Annotated in this window: 15 protein-coding genes; 10 read left to right on the top strand and 5 right to left on the bottom strand. The window is 61.6% G+C overall.

Annotated elements, in window-relative coordinates; genetic code table 11:
* Positions 1-107: 107 nt before the first annotated feature.
* Entirely contained in the window at positions 108-1,517 is a 1,410-nt protein-coding gene (dbpA, locus tag JDW18_RS19635) for an ATP-dependent RNA helicase DbpA (protein ID WP_218241261.1), read from the bottom strand.
* Between the two features lie 172 nt (positions 1,518-1,689).
* Between dbpA and JDW18_RS19640 the strand changes: the two genes are divergently transcribed.
* The gene (locus tag JDW18_RS19640; protein ID WP_218241263.1) at positions 1,690-3,018 is read left to right on the top strand and encodes an amidohydrolase; all 1,329 of its coding nucleotides are present in this window, start codon (positions 1,690-1,692) and stop codon (positions 3,016-3,018) included.
* A gap of 3 nt (positions 3,019-3,021) precedes the next feature.
* On the opposite strand, the gene dtd is transcribed toward JDW18_RS19640, so the two are convergent.
* Positions 3,022-3,492 carry a D-aminoacyl-tRNA deacylase gene (gene dtd, locus JDW18_RS19645; RefSeq protein WP_218241264.1) on the bottom strand — a complete coding sequence of 157 codons (471 nt, stop codon included), beginning with the start codon at positions 3,490-3,492 and terminating at the stop codon, positions 3,022-3,024.
* Between the two features lie 59 nt (positions 3,493-3,551).
* Positions 3,552-4,496 carry a cation diffusion facilitator family transporter gene (locus JDW18_RS19650; protein WP_246610102.1) on the bottom strand — a complete coding sequence of 315 codons (945 nt, stop codon included), beginning with the start codon at positions 4,494-4,496 and terminating at the stop codon, positions 3,552-3,554.
* A 206-nt stretch (positions 4,497-4,702) separates the two neighbouring features.
* Here JDW18_RS19650 and JDW18_RS19655 point away from each other — a divergent pair, with 206 nt between their 5' ends.
* From JDW18_RS19655 to JDW18_RS19670, 4 genes are all read left to right on the top strand, one after another.
* On the top strand, positions 4,703-6,736 hold the full coding sequence (locus JDW18_RS19655; RefSeq protein WP_246610104.1) for a putative bifunctional diguanylate cyclase/phosphodiesterase: 2,034 nt from the start codon (positions 4,703-4,705) through the stop codon (positions 6,734-6,736).
* 3 nt (positions 6,737-6,739) lie between these two features.
* Positions 6,740-8,233: an AMP nucleosidase gene (locus JDW18_RS19660; protein ID WP_218241267.1), complete on the top strand. Its 1,494-nt coding sequence runs from the start codon at positions 6,740-6,742 to the stop codon at positions 8,231-8,233.
* Positions 8,234-8,245: 12 nt separating this feature from the next.
* Positions 8,246-9,475: a GGDEF domain-containing protein gene (locus tag JDW18_RS19665; RefSeq protein ID WP_218241268.1), complete on the top strand. Its 1,230-nt coding sequence runs from the start codon at positions 8,246-8,248 to the stop codon at positions 9,473-9,475.
* Between the two features lie 124 nt (positions 9,476-9,599).
* Positions 9,600-10,448 (top strand): 3-hydroxybutyryl-CoA dehydrogenase, encoded by an 849-nt coding sequence (locus tag JDW18_RS19670; RefSeq protein WP_218241269.1) that lies wholly within the window; start codon positions 9,600-9,602, stop codon positions 10,446-10,448.
* A gap of 329 nt (positions 10,449-10,777) precedes the next feature.
* On the opposite strand, the gene JDW18_RS19675 is transcribed toward JDW18_RS19670, so the two are convergent.
* Positions 10,778-12,940 carry a radical SAM protein gene (locus JDW18_RS19675; protein ID WP_246610106.1) on the bottom strand — a complete coding sequence of 721 codons (2,163 nt, stop codon included), beginning with the start codon at positions 12,938-12,940 and terminating at the stop codon, positions 10,778-10,780.
* A gap of 28 nt (positions 12,941-12,968) precedes the next feature.
* Here JDW18_RS19675 and JDW18_RS19680 point away from each other — a divergent pair, with 28 nt between their 5' ends.
* Both JDW18_RS19680 and JDW18_RS19685 read left to right on the top strand, forming a co-directional pair.
* Entirely contained in the window at positions 12,969-13,364 is a 396-nt protein-coding gene (locus tag JDW18_RS19680; RefSeq protein WP_218241270.1) for a hypothetical protein, read from the top strand.
* Positions 13,365-13,531: 167 nt separating this feature from the next.
* The gene (locus JDW18_RS19685; RefSeq protein ID WP_218241272.1) at positions 13,532-13,948 is read left to right on the top strand and encodes an organic hydroperoxide resistance protein; all 417 of its coding nucleotides are present in this window, start codon (positions 13,532-13,534) and stop codon (positions 13,946-13,948) included.
* A gap of 203 nt (positions 13,949-14,151) precedes the next feature.
* On the opposite strand, the gene JDW18_RS19690 is transcribed toward JDW18_RS19685, so the two are convergent.
* Positions 14,152-14,823, bottom strand: coding sequence for a 2'-5' RNA ligase family protein (locus JDW18_RS19690; protein WP_218241273.1), 672 nt, complete (start codon positions 14,821-14,823; stop codon positions 14,152-14,154).
* Positions 14,824-14,998: 175 nt separating this feature from the next.
* On the opposite strand from JDW18_RS19690, the gene JDW18_RS19695 reads away from it, so the two are divergent.
* The 3 genes from JDW18_RS19695 (at position 14,999) to JDW18_RS19705 (ending at position 20,812) form a co-directional block, all read left to right on the top strand.
* Positions 14,999-16,033, top strand: coding sequence for a serine/threonine protein kinase (locus JDW18_RS19695; RefSeq protein WP_218241274.1), 1,035 nt, complete (start codon positions 14,999-15,001; stop codon positions 16,031-16,033).
* A gap of 582 nt (positions 16,034-16,615) precedes the next feature.
* Positions 16,616-18,589, top strand: coding sequence for a lamin tail domain-containing protein (locus JDW18_RS19700; RefSeq protein WP_218241275.1), 1,974 nt, complete (start codon positions 16,616-16,618; stop codon positions 18,587-18,589).
* Between the two features lie 213 nt (positions 18,590-18,802).
* The gene (locus JDW18_RS19705) at positions 18,803-20,812 is read left to right on the top strand and encodes a lamin tail domain-containing protein (protein ID WP_218241276.1); all 2,010 of its coding nucleotides are present in this window, start codon (positions 18,803-18,805) and stop codon (positions 20,810-20,812) included.
* Positions 20,813-20,831 lie beyond the last annotated feature (19 nt).

Below are 20,831 nucleotides of genomic sequence, written 5' to 3' on the forward strand. Positions count from 1 at the left end.
ACCTCAAAACAAAAAGCCTTCTCTGTAGCAACATGGCTTTGAGAAGGCTTTTTTGTGAGCACTCCGCGCTTTATACATAAGCGCGAGAGGCCAATTTGACTTAGTTTTTAGAGCAGCCGCGCCTTCACCGTCTTACCCTTGACCTTGCCGTTGTTGAGCTTGGCGCAGGCGGCCGCCGCAATCTTGCGGTCCACCGCCACATAGGTGGAAAAGTCGTTGACGCTGATCTTGCCGATCTGGTCGCGGCTATAGCCGAAGTCGGCGCACATGGCGCCCATCACGTCACCAGCGCGAATCTTCTCTTTACGGCCACCAATAATCTGGATGGTCATCATGGGCGGCAGCAGCTCGCCACCGGCGGCAGGCGTGAGTTCGTCCAGCGGATAGAACTGCGAGGCGCGGCCTTGCAGCTGCTCAATCTTGCCTACGCTGCCCATCTCGTCCATGCTGACCAGATTCAGCGCCAGGCCTTCGGCATCGCCCCGGCCCGTGCGGCCAATGCGGTGGATATGCACTTCCGAGTCGGGCGTCACATCTACGTTGATGACAGCGGACAAGTCGGCAATGTCGAGGCCACGCGCTGCCACGTCGGTGGCGACCAGCACGCTGCAGCTCTTGTTGGCAAACTGCACCAGCACCTCGTCACGCTCGCGCTGCTCCAGCTCGCCAAACAGTGCCAGGGCGCTAAAGCCCTCGGCCTGCAGAGCTTGCACCACATCGCGACATTGCTGCTTGGTGTTGCAAAAGGCTATCGATGATTCTGGGCGGAAGTGGGCCAGCAGCTTTGACACCGTGCTCACTTTTTCTCTAGCGCCCACTTCGTACCAGCGCTGCTCAATCTTGCCCGCGCTGTGCTGCGCGGCGACCTTGACGGTCTGCGGGTCGCGCATGAAACGGTTGGCCAGATTGGCAATGCCTTCGGGGTAAGTGGCCGAGAACAGCAGGGTCTGGCGATCGGCCGGGCACTGCTCTGCCACGGTGACGATGTCGGCAAAAAAGCCCATGTCCAGCATGCGATCGGCTTCGTCCAGCACCAGGGTCTTGAGGTTGCTGATGTCCAGCTTGCCGCGTTCCATCAAATCCATCACACGGCCGGGCGTGCCGACGACGATGTGGGCGCCGTTTTCCAGCGAAGCAATCTGGTTGCGCGAAGGCACGCCGCCATAGACGGTGACGACCTTGATATTGTCCTGCGCGCGCGCCAGACGGCGGATTTCGGTGGCCACCTGATCGGCCAGCTCACGCGTGGGGCACAGCACCAGCGCCTGCACGGCAAACCAGCGCGGGTTCAGGCGGTCAACAATGGGCAGGCCGAAGGAAGCCGTCTTGCCGCTGCCGGTGCTGGCCTGGGCGATCAGGTCCTTGCCCTGCAGCGTCAGCGGCAGGCTGGCGGCCTGAATAGGCGTCATCTGCGCATAGCCCAGTTGCTGCAGGTTGGCCAGCATTTCGGGAGACAGGGGCAGCGTCGAAAAAGCGGCGGAATCAGTGGCCTTGACGGCGCTGGTGGAGGTGTTCATGGGCGCAATTATCCCGGGACTGCGTGCTCCAAGTTGTGCAGGTGACTATTCACGGCAGCACATGCGGGTTGACCCTCTCAAATTCATAGCAATCGCCCCCTAGCCTTGCAAGGCGGCCCTTCTGTAGCCATTTCAGTGCCGTATTTCAGTCCCCAAAAACATCGATAGAGACATGCACCCATTCCTCTCCCGCAGCTTCTGCGCTCTTGCTACCGCTGCTTCACTGATCGCACTGCCCACTCTGGGCGCAGAACTGGACCCACAACCCATCAAGCCCGAGCTGCAGCGCCTGATTGACCAGATGTATCCCAGCATGCGCAGCGTTTATGAAGACCTGCATGCCAACCCCGAGCTGGGCTTTCAGGAAACCCGCACCGCCGCCAAGCTGGCGACCGAGATGCGCAAGCTGGGTTTTGAGGTCACCGAGGGCATTGGCAAAACCGGTCTGGTCGCCATCTACCGCAACGGCACAGGCCCCACAGTCATGGTGCGAACCGAGCTGGATGCCCTGCCCATGGAGGAAAAAACCGGCCTGCCTTATGCCAGCAAAGCGAAGGCCCAGTACAACGGCAAGGAGAGCTTTGTCACCCACAGTTGCGGCCACGATATGCACATGACCAGCTGGCTGGGAACTGCGCAGGCTTTGCTGGGCATGAAGGACCAATGGAAGGGCACGCTGATGTTTGTGGCCCAGCCCTCCGAAGAAACGGTGACAGGCGCCAAGGCCATGCTGGCCGATGGCCTGTTCAAGAAATTCGGCAAGCCCGACTATGCGTTTGCACTGCATACCGGCTCCATGCCCTATGGAACCGTGGGCTATGTGGCCGGTGCTGCCACCTCCAACTCGGACTCGCTGGACATCACTTTCCACGGGCGCGGCAGTCACGGCTCCATGCCAGACAAAGGCATAGACCCTGTGCTGATGGCATCGCGCTTTGTGGTCGATGTGCAGGGCGTCATCAGCCGCGAAAAAGACCCCATGGAGTTTGGCGTGGTCACGGTGGGGGCCTTCAATGCGGGCAGCGCAGGCAACATCATTCCCGATCAGGCCCGCCTGCTGGGCACGATTCGCAGCTACAAAAGTGAGGTGCGCAGCAAGATGCACGAAGGCATCGAACGCACGGCCAAGGCCGAAGCCGCCATGGCCGGTGCGCCAGCCCCTGAAATCAAGCTGATCAAAGGCTCGGACGCCGTGGTCAATGATGCCGCCCTGGTGGGGCGCACCGTCAAACTGTTCAAGACCGCGCTGGGCGACAAGAACGTGATTCCCATCCCGCCCGCCACCGCCAGCGAGGATTTTTCGGACTTCATCAACCAGGGCGTGCCGTCCATGTTCTACATCCTGGGCGTGTATGACCCCAAGAAGGTGGCCGAGGCCAGCCAGCCCGGTGGCAAGCCCCTGCCCTTCAACCATTCACCGTTCTTTGCCCCAGACCCCGAGCCCACCTTCAAGACCGGCGTGCAAACCATGACGCTGGCCGTCATGAATGTGATGCAGTAAACCTCAGGCGCCCGCCTGCGGCTCCATGCGCATGGGAATGGTCACCGGCCCATCGTTGACCAGATGCACCTGCATGTCTGCGGCGAATTCGCCGGTCTGCACCACGGGGTGCGCGGCGCGGGCCTGGTCCACAAAGTAGTTGTACAGGCGCCGGCCTTCATCGGGCGCGGCGGCGGCAGTGAAGCTGGGGCGGTTGCCGCCCCTGGTGTCCGCCGCCAATGTGAACTGGCTGACGATGAGAAGGCCGCCACATCCGCCCTTGCCATCCACGTCCTGCACGCTTTTGTTCATCTTCCCGGCGTCGTCGCTGAAGATGCGCAGCTTGAGCATCTTGGCCAGCAGCTTGTCTGCCTCGGCCTCGGTATCGCCTTTTTCGGCGCAGACCAGCGCCAGCAGGCCTTGCTCAATCTGGCCAATGACCTGGCCATCGATTTCCACACGCGCACTTTTCACGCGCTGTATCACGCTGATCATGGTTTCAAACTCAATGAATTGCTATTGTTTTGATTGTCGCAGCGCTTGATATGCAAGGACTACGCGCTGTTTTTACCCAAATCCTCGGGCAAGCTGCCGTCCGCCACTTCGCTATGGGTTTCCATGCCCATGGGCAGCATTTCTATGCGCGCATACAGGCCAGGCACAACTTTCAGCAGGGCTGCTTCAATACCCGAGCGCACCTGGGCCGCATGCTGCACCGTCCAGTGCCCCGGCACATGCATGTGCAGGTCCACAAAGCTTCTCTCGCCCGCGCTGCGGGTTGAGACATTGTCAAAGTGCACGCCGGTCTGGGTGGCGAATTCCTGCAGCGCCGCGTCAATGCATTCGCGCTCCGAGCTGTCCAGCGCCTTGTCCATCAGGCCCTGCGAGGATTGCCAGACCAGTTGCCCGCCCTGAATCAGGATATTGAGTGCAACCGCGATGGCCACCAGTGGGTCCAGCCACAGCCAGCCCGTCCATTTGGCGGCCATCAGGCCCACCACCACGCCAACGGATGTCCAGACATCGGTCATCAGGTGCCTGGCATCGCCCTCCAGCGCCATGGAACGGTGCTCACGCGCCGAGCGGAACATGACCCAGGCCAGCAGCCCGTTGAAGCCGGTGCTGACCAGCGACAGCAGCAAGCCCCAGCTCAGTTGCTCCAGCGGCTGCGGCGCAAACAGTCGCGCAATGGCCGCCCAGAGGATGGCAATGCTGGCGCCAATGACCAAAATGCCTTCAAAACCTGCCGAGAAATATTCGGCCTTGTGGTGCCCGTAGGGGTGGTCCTCATCGGCGGGACGCTCGGCAATCGTCACCATGCCCAGTGCAAACATGGCCCCAGCCAGGTTGACAAAGGACTCCATCGCATCCGACAGCAAGCCGACTGACCCGGTCAGCCACCAGGCCAGGGTCTTGAGCACGATGGTGAGCAATGCCACCACCACGGAAATCCGCAGCAGGTTGCGGGGCTTCAGCCACACGGGAGAGTTCTTCGCCAAAGCGTTGCTCCTGTCAAAAAGACCTTTGCTGGATGCGTAAGGCAGAGCACTGGCAAATACGCCCTCAATCCTCCGGGGTCTGGAAGGATGGCGAGATATCCGCGACACTCTGCCTGTATTCGAATCCAATTCAATAAAAATGCTCCCAGAGAGGGAGGTGCATGCCCGATATATTTCAAACGCAGCGGCAGAGGGACGAAGATGCCATGCTGCAACTCATTGCTGACACCACATCAGCCATGTTGGCCTATTTTGAGGCCGGCACACAGATGTGTCGCTTTGCCAATGCCCGCTATGCCGGGTATTTTGGCAAGCTGCCGCACGAGGTCATAGGGCTGACGGTGCGCGAGATCGTGGGCAAGGATATCTGGGAGCAGATCAACAGCTATCTGCTGCCGCTGGAGTCCGGCATTTTCGAGACCGTGCGCTACACCCGCCAGGCACGGGATGTTGACGGGAATCTGCAATACATAGAAACCGTGCTGCGCCCCCATGTGTTTGAGGGCAAGCTAGCAGGCGTTGTGGCCCTGGTCAGTGACGTCACCCACCACCATCAGCTGACCCAGCAGATGCGCGCCAGCGAAGAGCGCATGCGCAAGTTTGCCGCGATTACGACAGAAGCCATCGTGCTGCACCGCGAAGGTCTCATCATCGACGGCAATGATGCGCTGGTGCGCATGACGGGCTACACCCTTGAAGAGCTGCGCGGCACCGCAATTCTGGACTACGTGGCGCCCCAGTTCCGCCTGCGCGCCCTGCAGTACATGCGCAGCGAGCGCGAGGACAGCTACCAGTCGGGCCTGATTCGCAAGAATGGCGAGTTCGTGCCCGTGGAGGCAGAAGCCAAGAGCATGCCGGGCGTCAATGACGACTACCGCATTGTTCTGCTGCGCGATATGACAGCCAGCATCCAGACCAGCCAGCGGCTGGACTATCTGACCCAGCATGACCTGCTGACCCGGCTGCCCAACCGCTCTCACCTGAATCAGTTGCTACAAAAATCATTGCAGCAAGCCCGCACCCAGCAATCAAGAATCGCTGTATTGAGTCTGGATCTGGACCAGTTCAAGGCGGTCAACGATTCGCTCAGCCACCATGCTGGCGACTTGCTGCTGAGCGAGATGGCGCAGCGTCTGCGCAATGCGCTGCGGCCCTCAGAGGTGGTGGGCCGCATCGGTGGCGATGACTTTGTCGTGCTGCTGACAGACAACCCCAGCCTGCTGGATGCCGAGGCACGGGCCACGCAGCTGCTGCAGGTGGTGGAGGCGCCTTATCAGATTGAGGGAACGCAGCTGGTCATCTCGATGAGCATAGGCATTGCCATGTTTCCCAAGGATGCCAGCAGCCCTGAAGAGCTGCTGAGCAATGCCGAGGCTGCCATGCACATGGCCAAGAGCCGGGGCCGCAGCTTTGTGCAGTTCTACACCCCGGCGCTGGAAGGCCGCTCCACCCGCATGCTGATGCAGGAGCAGATGCTGCGCATGGCGGTGGATCAGGGCGAGTTCGAGCTGCACTACCAGCCACAGATCCATCTGCAAAGTGGCGAGCTGGCAGGCTTTGAAGCGCTGGTGCGCTGGAAGCATCCGCACAGGGGGCTGGTGTCTCCCGACGAGTTCATTGGCTTTGCCGAGAACCGCGGCCTGATCGCCGCAGTGGACCGCTGGGTGCTGCACGAGGCCTGCCGTCAGGCCTACGCCTGGCAGAAAGCGGGCTACCCCAGCGTTCCCATTGCGGTAAACCTGTCGGCACAGGAATTTCGCCAGCGCGATGTGCTGCAGGAGGTTCGCCAGGCCCTGGAACGCACGGGGCTTGAGGCCCGCCTGCTGCACATCGAGCTGACCGAATCCACGCTGATGCAGTCGGGCGGCCAGACACCGGATGCACTGCACGCACTCAAGGCTCTGGGCGTGGGTCTGGCCATTGATGACTTCGGCACCGGCTACTCTTCGCTGGCCTATCTGCGCAAACACCCCATCGACCGACTCAAGATAGACCGATCCTTTATTTCCGACCTTCCGCATAATCCGGATGCAGCCGCCATCGTGGGGGCCATCGTTCAGATGAGCCACAGCCTGCACCTGGAAGTCGTTGCCGAGGGTGTGGAGAACCCTGCCCAGCAAGCCCTGCTCGAACAGATGGGTTGTGACATGATGCAAGGGTTTCTGGTGTCTGCGCCGCTGTCTGCCGACGGGGCGCAGCTCTGGATGTCGCGACACTGTCACCCTCTGCAAAGACAATAGTGCATGCCTCCCAAAACTCCAAATACCACTGACAAGCACAGCAGCACGTTCCACACCGAGGCCCCTCAGGCGTTGGCCCATGTGCAGCAGCTGTACAAGGAACAGATTGAGCATCTGCGCGCCGCCATGCAGCGCTTTGTCGCGGGCGAAACACCGGCAGCACCCATCCACGCCTACTACCCGTTTGTGCGCATCAAGACCACCACCGTGGCGCGCACCGACACCAAGCTGACCTATGGCTTCGTCGAAGGCCCGGGCACTTACGAAGCCACCCTCACCCGGCCCGACCTGTTCGCCACATACTATGGCGAGCAACTGCGCCTGCTGATTGCTCACCACCATGTGGCGATTGAAGTCGGCCTGAGCGACAAGCCCATTCCCATTCACTTCTCGTTCGCAGAAAACGATCACATCGAAGGCTCTCTGCCGCCTGAGCGTCGTCTGTTGATGCGCGATGTGTTTGATCTGCCCGATCTGGAATCCATGGACGACGGCATTGCCAACGGCACCTGGCGCCCGCAGCCCGGCGAGGCACTGCCGCTGTCGCTGTTCACCGCCCCGCGCGTGGATTACTCGCTGCACCGCTTGCGCCACTACACGGGTACAGCACCCGAGTGGTTCCAGAACTTCGTGCTGTTCACCAACTACCAGTTCTACATCGACGAGTTCATTCGCCTGGGCCATGCAGAAATGGCCAGGGAAGACAGCGAATACATCGCCTTCATCGAACCCGGCAATGTGGTCACGCGCCGCGCAGGCCTGCCCGCTGAAGCCGTCGATGAGCTGGGCGCCGCCCCGCCCCGCCTGCCGCAAATGCCTGGCTACCACCTGGTGCGTGCTGATAAAAGCGGCATCACCATGGTCAACATCGGTGTGGGCCCGGCCAATGCCAAGACCATTACCGACCATATCGCCGTGCTGCGCCCCCATGCATGGATGATGCTGGGCCACTGCGCTGGCCTGCGCAACAGCCAGCAACTGGGCGACTACGTGCTGGCCCACGCCTATGTGCGTGAAGACCATGTGCTGGATGAAGAGCTGCCGCTGTGGGTGCCCATTCCCGCACTGGCTGAAATCCAGCAGGCACTGCAGCAGGCCGTGGGCGATGTCACGCAGATGGAGCGTGTGGACCTCAAGCGCATCATGCGCACCGGCACCGTGGCCAGCACCGACAACCGCAACTGGGAGCTGCTGCCCAACAACCTGCCGCAACTGCGCTTCAGCCAGAGCCGCGCCGTGGCGCTGGACATGGAATCTGCCACCATTGCAGCCAATGGCTTCCGTTTCCGCGTGCCTTATGGCACTTTGCTGTGCGTGAGCGACAAACCGCTGCACGGTGAAATCAAGCTTCCCGGCATGGCCAACCATTTCTACCGGGAGCGTGTGGACCAGCATCTGCGCATTGGCATGCGCGCTGTGGACATCCTGCGCGAAGGCGGAACCGACCGTCTGCACAGCCGCAAGCTGCGCAGCTTTGATGAAGTGGCTTTTCAGTAAATTTCCGACCGCATGCCCGAGTTAGATTTTTTTGCCATGACCATGGCTGTCTCCGTCAACCTCATGGCCGTAGCCTTTGCCATGCCATGGTTCATGGGACAGCAAGTCAGCGCTTCAGCCCGCCGCAGCCAGCAGTTTCTGCTGCTGCAGGGGCTGTCGTGGGTCATGCTGCTGAGCTCCATCCTCATACAGTCGCCCATATGGAGCACCGTACTGGCACTGTTTTCGTTCGTCATCGCGGTGATTTCTCTCGTGCGGCTCAGTCGCGCTCTGCTCGGCTGGCTGGGCCCTCGCTCCAAAGCTCTGCAGCAGTTGCTCAACATCTCCTGCGTGCTGGGGGCATTGGGGTACATGGCCCTGGCCCAGTCACCCACGGGGCGCAATGCCTGGTTTTTTGGCAGCTACGGCATCAGTCTCTTTCTTGTCGGCAGCCTGGCTCTCAGACCCCATACCGAGGTTGGCCGCCTCTGGCGCTACATGCTGTTCGGCGTAAGCCTGTGCATGAGCCTGATCCTGCTGCTGCGCAGTTTTCTCACCCTCAATCCCGGCTGGCTGCTGCAGTACACCGTAGAAGATGATTCACTGAGCCTGCTGTGGACGACTGTGCCGCCCATTGGCAGCGTGGTGCTGCTGCTGGCCATTTTGCTGGCCTGGCATGACGAGGCGCAGCGCACCAAACGCGAGCAGCACCAGCAAGACCCGCTGACCGGGCTGCCACACCGGCACACCCTGACGCAGCAGGCGCAGACCATGTTGCAGCGTGCGCAGCGCAGCCATCAGCCGTTTTCCATCGTGCTGCTGGAGATGGATCAGCTCCAGCAAATCAATCGCCTGCGTGGCAACCAGGTCGGCAATGATGCGCTGCAGCTGCTGTCGCTGGTGCTGCAAAAGCAAATGCGTGGTGATGAAGTCGCCGCACGCTGGCGCGCTGAATCTTTTTGCCTGCTGGTTCATACCGATGCGGCAGGCATACGCGCTTTGTGCACCCGCCTCAAATCGGCCATTCAGCTGGGAATGCAGCATGAGCTGCACCTGCACCTGAGCTTCAGCGCTGGCTGCGTGCATGTGCCCGAAGTCTGGAGCGAGCTGGAATTCGACGATCTGGTGGATGAAGCCACCCGCGCCCTGAACCAGGCTAGAAAGACTGGCCCCGGTGGGCTCAAGATCATTTCGCTGCAGGCCCCGTTTCATGAGCAGGAGCCGCCCGCCATCCCGGCGCAGGCCGATGCCGCGCACACCTGAGCTGTCCCCCGCCTGATTTTTCAGCCGCCGAAGCCGTGCGGATGCCCGACCAAGAAAAAACCCGCACAGAACCCGGCTAACATTTTCCGACTCAAACGCACTCACCTCTCTGGAGACAAAAATTATGGCAATCCAAACCGTAGGCATCATTGGCGCAGGCACCATGGGCAATGGCATCGCACAGGCATGCGCCGTGTCGGGCATCAACGTGGTGATGGTGGATATTTCTGAAGCTGCCGTGCAAAAAGGCTTGGCTACCGTGGCGGGCAGCCTGGATCGCCTGATCAAAAAGGAAAAGATCAGCGAAGCCGACAAATCTGCAGCGCTGGCGCGCATCAAGACATCGACCAGCTATGACGATCTGAAGAGCACGCAGCTGGTGATCGAAGCCGCCACCGAAAACTTCGACCTCAAGGTCAAGATCCTCAAGCAGCTGGACGAAATGCTGCCCGCCGAAGTGCTGGTGGCCACCAACACCTCGTCCATCTCGATTACCAAGCTGGGCGCTGTGACCAAGCGCGCCGACAAGTTCATCGGCATGCACTTCTTCAACCCCGTGCCCATGATGGCACTGGTGGAGATTATTCGCGGCCTGCAGACCAGCGACGCCACGCATGATGCCGTCAAGGCCCTGGCCGAAGCGCTGGGCAAGAGCCCCATCACCGTCAAGAATGCCCCCGGCTTTGTGGTCAACCGCATTCTGGTGCCCATGATCAACGAAGCCTTCCAGGTGCTGAGCGAAGGCACCGCCACTGCCGAAGACATCGACGCCGGCATGAAGCTGGGCTGCAACCAGCCCATCGGCCCACTGGCTCTGGCTGACATGATTGGTCTGGACGTGTGCCTGGCCGTGATGGAGGTGTACCTGGAAGAGTTTGGCGACAGCAAGTACCGCCCCTGCTACCTGCTGCGCGAAATGGTGGCTGCGGGCCGTCTGGGCCGCAAGACCGGCCAGGGCGTGTACACCTACTGAGCCTAGTACAGGCCATGAACCCAGGGGCGCATGCAGCGGCATGCGCCTTTTTTTATTCAGCGTCTAGGGTCTGTTGAGATTTAGACGGGGATCGCGTTGCGCTGGATGCTAGGCGCATGACCGCAGCAATGCTCATGCCTTGCGAGGGCATGCAACAACGCAGACGGCCTCCTGTCGCAGCAACCCGAAGGGAAGGAATCTGGCCGCTCGCCACTCGTCGTTGCGCTTCCGTTATGGGGATACATCGGGTGAGCACCCGCACGGCGTCACGCGCCTAGATTGGCAAACGGCCAGAATCCTTCTCGCCCCCGCTTAATTCTCAACAGACCCTAGCCCTTCACCTCCGCCAGCAAGCGGCGCACGGCCATGGCCAGCGACTGGGTTTCGCCCACCCAGTAACGGGCATCAGCCCCCAGACTGCGCGCTGCCTGCTGCAGCCACTCCAGCGCCCACTCAGGCTCGGTGGTGGTTACCAGGACCTGGGCTGCGCCATGGTAGGACTCTTTGACTTCCAGCTGCCCCCTGCCCCAGAGGCTTTGCTGCAGCACATCGCGCAGCGCCTGAATATCGACCTGCGGCTGAATGACCCGCGCCCCTTTTTTCGCGTCTTTCGGCCTGGGCGGTGGCGGCAAGGAAATGCGGGCCTGCACCAGCAGCTGCGCCGTATCCAGCGCCGCCACATAAGCACCCTGCCGGTAGGCCAGCACCGCCAGCCGCTTGCGCCGCGTCAAACCAGAAACCAGCACACAGCCACCCGCCAAAACAGCCTTTCCCTCAGTCACCATCTGCGCAAAGCGCTCTGCTTTTTGAAGTGCCTTTTCAGGCTCCGCACTCCAGAACTGCAGCAGCAAGCGGGGAGTCTGCTCAATCGCTGTTCCCAGTCGTTTGAGGACTTCCAGCATCTGCTCCCTGGGCACCACATCTGACTGAATTTCAACCGCCAGTGGCCGCCCTGCAGCCAGTTGCTCCAGCCTGCGCTTGCAGTCGGCCAGCTCGCCGTCGCTGCCCATCAGGCCCATGCTCAGCAGCAGCGTATCGCCGTGGATATAGGTCTGCACCGGCATGCCCTCACCCAGATCGACCACCGCCAGCGCCCGAGCCTCTTCGGCGCTGGCGGTGCGCACGGCGGCCAGCAACGTCACTTCATGGCAATGCACGCCGTCGGCCACCACCGCTGCCCCCTGCTTCCAGGCCAGTGCGCGCAGTTCGGGAAACATGTCTTCCAGACCGTAGCCCATGGCCACAACAGAGCGGCCAATGGCTAGCAAATCGCGTGGCATCTCGCCATGCTGCACGCCCGGTCCGGCCACGGCCTGCGCCTTGAAAAGCTGCTGCCATGCGGGCGAATAGTCGGCCTCGGGCTTCCAGTCGGGCAGCAACTGAGCCAGATAACTTTCTGCATCCGCCACGGAATCAAAGCGGGCCACCATCACGCATTCGCCGCTGTTATTGCCCGAAAACGCCTGCCAGACGCGAATGGATGGCTCTGTGGACCTGTGCGGCGCAGCCCCACGCTTGCGCCCCATGCAGCCGTGGCGCAGGCTGGGCTGCGCCAGCCGCGCACGCTGCAGACGCCAGCCTTCCAGAATTTCCTGGGCATTGCGCGCAGGCAAGCCACCGTCGTGGAACGAGCAGCCCTGCATACGCTGGTCGGGCGTGATGGAGACAAAATCCACACCCGCCCCGCAGTCGCCGCTGCCATCGGCACCATCAAACAAGCGGGGCAGCGGCACGGTAGAGCCAAAGCACACAGAGAGGCGACAGGCCAGCGGCGCATCCTGCACGATGGCTGCCAGCTGCGCCTTGCCTTGCGGCCCCAGATGCCTGTGCAAGTCCGGGCCGATATACGACAGCAGCGACACATCGTGGCAACCCAGCGCCGCAAGCTCGGCCAGCCTCTGGGGCAGCGTGCTCAAAGCGACTGTATCCACCAGCAAATTGGCGCCCCAGACCTGCCCGTGGCTAGTCAGCACCTGCGCCGCATCGCGCCAGCGCGGGTCTTCGTAGATGGACAGCCGCACCTGGCCCAGCCGCCCCGCATAGCGCGCAAAGCTGCTGCTGCGAATCAGCAGACCATTGGTGGTGACATTGAGGGCCAGCGCCGTGGTTTCATGCAGTTCTTCCACCAGATCGGCAAAGCCGCGAAACGCAAACGGTTCACCGCCGCCAAAAGCCACTTCCAGCACCCCGGCTTCACCCAGATCGCGCAGCGTCTGGGCGGCCGATTGCACGGTCCACGCACTCTCGCGCTGCACATCACGCGAGCAGAAATCACAGCTCAGATTGCACTTGTTCGTAATGCCAAACATGGCCACGCGGGGCACCACGCGCCGCAGATGCTGGGTGGCAGCGCTCTGCAGCCGGACATGGGTTCCACTGGCCGGATGAAAGCGCAGCAGGGCGCCATCCAGCGCGTAGTCTCTGAACCCATGGCGCTGCGCCTTGCCTATCAGCGCCGCAGCCTGCCACGGCAGCGTTTCTTCAGTCTTCACCGCTGTCTCCTCTTCTATCATCGGGCGCATGTCGATTCGGCCTCAATACCATATCCGCCCCAGCCCGCAAGGCCCTCTGGCCTGGGATGTGCGCAAGCTCATCGCACATGCCGAGGCGCTGCAGCTTCAGCCCCGCCTTGTGCCCCTGAGTGCCATTGCCGAGCTGGACCAGCGCTACTGGTTCAGCGAACCGGGCGACGAACCCACACCGCGTGCCATTGCACAGCATATGCGGCTGGTGGAAGCCGCCGATACGGCCTACCCCATTTTGCTGGACGCCGAAGGCCGCCTGATGGATGGCATGCACCGCGCCGTCAAGCGGCTGGTGCAGGGCCAGCAGGACATCTGGGCGCTGCAGTTACCCACCACGCCCGCGCCAGACTTTATCGGCGTGGCGGCAGACGATCTGCCCTACGAGGACTGAGGGCAGCACCATCAAAAATAGTAGCTGACCGCGCTTATTGAATAAGGACCTGCAGCAGATTGCGCCTTGATTCGTGCATTCTCCGCACAAGCGCCCTCACCCCTGCGGGCGACTGGCGTCATCAACATGGGTTAGCGTATGCGCTTCACCAACCCAAGGAGATCACCATGGCCCAACTCGACAAGGTTCTGTACACCGCCCACGCCCACACCACCGGTGGCCGCGAAGGCGCATCGCGCACCGATGATGGTCGCCTGGACATTCAACTGACCTCCCCCGGTGGTGCGGGCAAGGGCACCAACCCCGAGCAGCTGTTTGCCGCTGGCTACTCTGCCTGCTTTATCGGCGCCATGAAGGCCGTGGCTGCCCGCCAGAAAATCACGCTGCCCGCTGATCTGTCGGTGGATGCTGAAGTGGACCTGGGCCCCGTGGGCGAAGTGTTCGGCATTGCCGTGCGCATGAGCATCCACCTGCCCGGCATGGACAAAGCCGCTGCGCAGCAACTGGTGGATGCCGCACACCAGGTCTGCCCCTACTCCAACGCGACACGCGGCAATATTGGCGTGACCCTGACGATCGCATGAATTTAAGGGCACTCCCCTGAGGCGCTGCGCGCCTTCCCCTCGCTCTCGCAGTGCTTTGCACTGCGGGCAAGGGGACAACACGGGCCGCCCATGCGGCTGAGCTGCGGGGCGGCGGGGCCGCCTAGGCCCTTGCTCGGTGTTTCTGGCTTGGGCAGCACCAGTTTTTAAGTTATCACCCCGAATCGGACCTTGCGTCCGTTTTTTTAGGCCCTGTGCTGCGCCCACAGCGCACCGGGTTGCGGCTGGTATTGCTGCAGCTGCAAATCCCACAGCCCTTCCACCACCAACGGGCCCGCAATATCGTGGCTGGCATAGCGCACCAGCGCCAGCTGCTGCACGTCTATCGATAGCTGGGGCGAGCCGATGCCAACGGCCTGTAGCTGATCCACCGCCCATAGCAGCGGCAGCTCTCTGGCGTAGTGGCCCAACGTCACATGCGGCTGGTAATGCCAACCCTCCATGGGCGGCCAGGGCTGCAGCGCATCATGCAGCAGGGTCAACACCTCAGCGCCCTGGGTAACGGCCAGATAAGGCACGGTGGTGAAGCTGCCCACGCCCTGCAGTTGCACGGCAAATGGCGCGGCGGCCAGTTCTTTCAGCGTGGCCAGATCGGCCTGCAGGCGCTCTGGCCCAAATTCGGCCACGGCATGGGGCGCTGCATCGCACAGGCCGCGGTAGGCCAGCGTCAGGTGCGGCTGACGGGTGTAGCGCGCCAGCAGCGCATCGCCCAGCGCATGGCGGGCGGCCTGCACCGTGGCGTTGACCGCCTCAGAATTCACCAGCACCACCCAGACCGCACACCAGGGGCAGCCTTGGTGCCACTCGGCAAAATCGCGGTCTTCGCAGGGCTGGGACAAGTCATGGCTGGTGTTCATGAACCGCAGTGTGCCAGCTTGGCCTTAGCGCCTCGCAAAGTCAGAGATTCAGTCAAATCGCACTCCAGCCTCCATCAGTCATGCGCCTTCAGCTATCAAATCAAAAGCAATGTGCGCAACATCAAAGCCTCGTCAATTGCCGCCCGCGCATGGATTTGCGCATCACAATGGCTGCATGAGCGAACTGCAAGACCCCTCTCACCCCTATGCCGATCTCACGCCGGACTGCGTGATTGATGCGCTGTGCGCCACGGGTCTGCTGCCGGACGGGCGCCTGACTGCGCTCAGCTCCTACGAGAACCGCGTCTATCTGGCCCATCAGGACGATGGCGACAAGGTCGTGGCCAAGTTCTACCGCCCCGGCCGCTGGAGCCGTGCGCAGATTGAGGAGGAACACGCCTTCTCGCAAGAGCTGGCCGCCAAGGAGATACCCGTCGTTGCGCCGCTGGTGCTGCAAGGCCGCACCGTGCATGAGCACGCAGGCTTTCTGTTCAGCGTCAGCCCCTGGCGCGGCGGGCGCAGGCCTGAGCTGGACGACTGGGAAGTGCTGGAGTGGATTGGCCGCTTTCTGGCGCGCATCCACACCGTGGGCTCGGCCCAGCCCTTTGCCCACCGCCCCGCGCTGGACTTGCAAAGCTTTGGCCATGAATCCATGCGCTATTTGCTGGACAACGATATCGTCGCCATCGAGGTGCGCAGCCGCTGGCAGCAAGCCTGCGAAACCGCTCTTGCCTTGATAGCACCTGCCGCAGATGGAATGAGCGCTGCGGGCCATTTTGGCTTGCAAAGCGCCAAACAGATTCGCCTGCACGGCGACTGCCACCCCGGCAATATTCTGTGGACGCCGCTGGATGACAGCGGCCACGGCGGCCCGCATTTTGTGGATCTGGACGACGCCCGTAGCGGCCCTGCCGTGCAGGATTTGTGGATGCTGCTGTCGGGCGACCGGGGCCAGCAGACCCAGCAACTATCGGCCCTGCTGGAGGGCTATGAGCAGTTTCGCCCCTTTGACCGGCGCGAGCTGGCCCTGATCGAGCCACTGCGCACGCTGCGCCTGCTGCACTACAGCGCCTGGCTGGCGCGCCGCTGGCAAGATCCCATCTTTGCCATCAACTTCCCATGGTTCGGCACGCTGGACTACTGGCAAAGCCAGGTGGACATGCTCAACGAGCAGATCGAAGCCATGCAGGCCCAGCCTCTGTACGCCTGATTTGCCTTTGATTTGTAGCAGGCTCCCGCAGAAGCGGGCCTGAATCCCGCCCGCCAGCGTCAGACCAGACGCTGCGCACCACCCGCCATCACCCTACCCAATTGCATTGAATAGCGTGGGGTGAGACCACCAGCCCGGCCCGGCCTGTTTTACAGCCTTGCCGGGCTTTTTCATGCGCGTCTGATTTCAAGCCAAAAGCCGCCATAGCCTTTATTGAAATTGCGAATACAGCTTCTGTTTTAGTAGCAAAAAACCTGCGTCAAACGGCCCAAGCGCTGTCGCCCACAGGCTATTTCGCAGCCGCGTTATTTGTAAGAACTCATTGCATTGTGTATTTGCACCGCTGTTTTCAGCGGCTCGCCTTACACGCCACCGCACTGCTCCCAAGGAGAGCAGGCCGGCTTCGGGCCATCCACCTACCAAACAAAAGATCAAATACTACCAACTGTAGGAATTTGATAGACAAACGCTATGCACCAGTGCGCACAAAAACGGCTGCGATAGCTCCTACATATCGAATTAATTGAATTAATTAAATTCTCCTCACTTACACAAATTGCTTTTTTAAATGAGGAGACGGAAATGAATAGCAGCAAACAAACTGTGATCCAGCAAGCCACCGTTCTGGCTATTTCCGCTCTCCTGGCTGCCTGTGGTGGTGGCGGCGGTGGTGGCAGCAGCACCCCTGCATCCAGCCCCGCACCGGCTCCTGCAGCTTCTGCACCCGCACCTGCGGCAGCAACTCCGGCTCCTGCGCCCGCCCCAGCTCCCGCTCCAGCAGCGACCTCGGGTGTCTTCATCAGCGAAGTGGCCAACAATTTCTATAACAACAGCGTCAGCTGGTTCGAGCTGCACAACAGCTCTGACAAGGCCATCAACCTGGCCAGCTACCAGCTGCGCAGCCCCTCCATCGACCCATCCCCCACGGTGACGAACCAGACCATGGTGGAGTCCCAGACCTTCCAGCTGCCCAGCCTGGAAGTGCCCGCAGGCGGCTATGTCGTCATCAGCGCCCGCGCCACCACCGACCTCAAAGATTCCGCCAGCAACGTCTATGTGGCAGGCAGCGACAGCCGCGTGCCTTACTGGCAAGGCAGCACCGGTTTTGTGGAACTGCTGTCCGACGGCCAGACAGTGGACTTCATCCGCTTTGGCAGCAGCGCTGCAACGCCCACCACCGCAGGCAGCTGGACGGGCCCCAGCGTCACCGCCATGGATACCAGCGCCACCAGCTACAACAACGCACTGGTGCGCCCCGCAGGCAACTTCCGCCAGACCCGCTCTGCCAGCGACTGGATTCAGGTGAACTTCGCCACCCCCGGCGGCCCCAACGATGTACCCGCCGGTGTGGTGGACAGCGACAACGACGGCATTCCTGATTCGGCCAAGGTGGCTGGCGGCACTTACGCTGGCATGGACCTGTACGCCATGGGCGCACGCCGCGGCCAGCGCGATATGTTCATTCACGTGGACTATATGGACAGCAGCGATGCAGGCATCACCCCCAATGCCGATGCGCTGACCAAGGTGGCTCAGGCTTTTGCCAAGCACAACATTGCCGTGCACTTCGACGCTGGCAACCTGTTTGCCAGCGGCATCAGCCCTGCGCAGCACAATCTGGACGGCAACGTCAGCCACAAGCGCGCCTTCAGCCGCTGCACCATGCTGGTTCCTCCCAGCCAGGTGACGGCAGGCTGCAACAGCGCCTACAGCATCAAGTCCGCCAATATGGACATTCGCCGCAAGCCCATCTTCCGCTACCTGCTGCTGGCCAATTCCCAGCAAGCCAGCGGCAATGCCAGCGCCTCCGGCTCTGCCGAGCTGATTGGGGACGACTTCATGGTCACGCTGGGCAACTGGAACCTGAAGGCTGGCACCATCGCCCAGGTGAACTACCAGGCTGCGACCATCATGCATGAGCTGGGCCACACCCTGGGCCTGCGCCACGGCGGTGACGAAAACACCAACAACAAGCCCAATTACTTCAGCGTGATGAACTACTTCTACCAAATCACCGGTCTGCCCAGCCCCACCGGTGCCGGTGTGAACCAGCGCTACTACTACTGGCAGTCCAACTACCAGAACCAGTCCTTCCTGGGCTACTCGGGCGCCAACCCCTACCCTGAAGCCAAGATTGACGACGGCCCTCTGTCGGCCTCCTTCAAGATCGACTTCTCCAACGGCAGCGGCCAGGTTCTGGATGAGCGCAATCTGCAGGAAACACTGATGATTGGCCGTGGCGCGGATGCAGGCCAGTACGCAGACTGGAACCTGAATGGCCAAAGCGAAAGCAGCGCCCAGGCCATCGACCTGGACAAGAACGGCGTGCAATCCACCCTGCATGACCACGATGACTGGAGCAACATCATCCTCAACAGCCGCCGCTACCAGTTCGCCAACAACTCCGGCGTGCAAAAGCCCGGTCAGCGCACGCTGCTGACAGCTGTCACCGCAGCAACCGCAGCCTTCGATCCTCTGACCCAGCCTTTCCAGCGCACAGTGGAGGAAATCCTGCCCCCCAGCAGCCTGCTGCAGCGCCTGAGCCAGTCGCGCTGATCGCGTCAGACCACCCTCTCCAACCCAGGCCGCCTCCATTCAGAGGCGGCCTTTTTTACCCATCACCTGAATTTCACCTACACAGCGTAAGCAACCGCCTTCTTATCAATCCCCGCTCTATCCGACAGAAACCGCCCCGGCGCCACCTACGCAGCGGCCAAACATTGATTCATAAAGTTACTACTCACACAAATCTAGACAGAGGGAGCCCCTATGCATCGCCAACCATCGACCATCGCAGGTCACGCGGCGCTGTACGCCAGCTTGATAGTGGCAGGGCTGCTTTCCGCCTGCGGTGGCGGGGGCGGAGGCGAGTCGGCCGCTTCCACCACCTCCACAAGCACGCAGACCACGCAAGCGTCTCAAAGCACACAGACGCCGCAGGCATCTGCCGCAGAAAATTCCTCGGCCAGCACGTCGCAAAGCGTCACCCTCCCCTCTGCCGCACCCGCCGCCAGCGCTGTGCGCCTCAATACCCCCGCGGGTGCCCCTTCAGGCCTGTTCATCAGCGAAGTCGCCAGCAATGTGCACAGCAACACCGTCAGCTGGCTGGAGGTTTACAACAACACCGGCGCAGCGGTGGACCTGAGCCAATACAGCCTGCGCACACCCGCCATCAATCTTGGCACTCAGGCCGTCAGTGACAGCGTGAGCTTTGCCCTGCCGCAGCTCACACTGCCGGACAACAGCTACCTCGTCATTGGTGCGCAGGCCAGCACCGATCTGCAAAACGGCAGCGACCACATCTATATCGCCAATGCCAGCCAGCAAGCCCCTTACTGGCAAGGCCTCAACGGTTTTGCAGAACTGATCAGCAATGGTGCGACGGTGGACTTTGTGCGCTTTGGCAGCAGCACAGCCCAGCCCACCACGTCCGGTGCATGGTCCGGGCCTGCTGTGGTCGCCCTGCCCAACAGCGCCACCGACTACAACACGTCCATCGTGCGTCCTTTTGCGCGCTTTACCCAGACCCATACCGCCGGTGACTGGAGCGCCGTGAACTTCGCCACCCCCGGCGGCATCAACGATGTGGCAGCCGGTGTGAGCGACAGCGATGGCGACGGCATCCCCGATTCCGCCAAGCTCTATGGCGGCACCTATGGCGGCCTTGACCTGTACGCCATGGGCGCGCGCCAGGGCCAGCGCGATCTGTTCATTCACCTGGACTACCTCAGCAGCAGCGACCCCGGCGTCACGCCCGACATTCGCGCGCTGGACAAAATCGTGCAGGCCTTTGCCAAGCGGAAGATTGCCGTGCACTTTGATGCAGGCAATCTGTTCAGCACCAGCCTGCAGCCTGCACAGCACAACCTCAGCGGCGATGTCAGCCACCAGCGCCCAGCCCAGCGCTGCTCACAGCTGCGCCAGCCTTCTCAGCTGCTGGCGGGCTGCACCAGCGTCTATGCCACCAAGACGGCCAGCATGGATATCCGCCGCAAGCCCATCTTCCGTTATCTGCTGATGGCCAGCTCCCAGCAGCCCAGCGGGCTGTCTGGCGCATCCGGCTCGGCAGAGCTGGTGGGCGACGATTTTCTCGTCACGCTGGGCGGCTGGGGCCTGCAAAAAGGCAGCTGGCTGCTGGCCAACTACCAGGCCGCCACCATCATGCATGAGCTGGGTCACACCCTGGGCCTGCGCCACGGCGGCAATGAGGACGAGGTGGCCAAGCCCAACTACTTCAGCACCATGAATTACCTCTACCAGATCAGCGGACTGCCTTCGCTGACGGGCAACAGCTTCAATCAGCGCTATTACTACTGGCTGACCAACTATCAGAACCAGAGCGTGCCCGGCTATTCACCCAGCAACCCATTCCCCGAGTCGCTGCTGGACGACGGCCCACAAAGCGCCAGCTTCCGTATCGACTACTCTGACGGCAGCAGCCTTCCGCTCAACGAGAACAACCTCAATGAAAGCGTTCTGATTGGCCGCGGCACCGTGGCGGGCAGCTTTGCCGACTGGAACACCAATGGCACGCAGGACTCTGCGAACTACGCCATGGACATCAACCAGTCCGGCAGCAAGACAGAGCTGCGCGACTACAACGACTGGGCCAATCTGGTGATCAACCCGCGCCGCCAGAGCAATGCCAACAACTCCGGCATCATGCTGCCTGGCAGCGGCCACAGCGGCAGTTTCGACCCGCTGACCACACCGTTTCAGCCGCTGCAGTCGGATTGCCACCCCCTGCTGCGCCCTGGCCAGATTCAGCATTCGCATTGAACAATGAGCAGACCTCTGC

It is taken from the genome of Comamonas fluminis (assembly GCF_019186805.1).
GTDB lineage: Bacteria > Pseudomonadota > Gammaproteobacteria > Burkholderiales > Burkholderiaceae_C > Comamonas > Comamonas fluminis.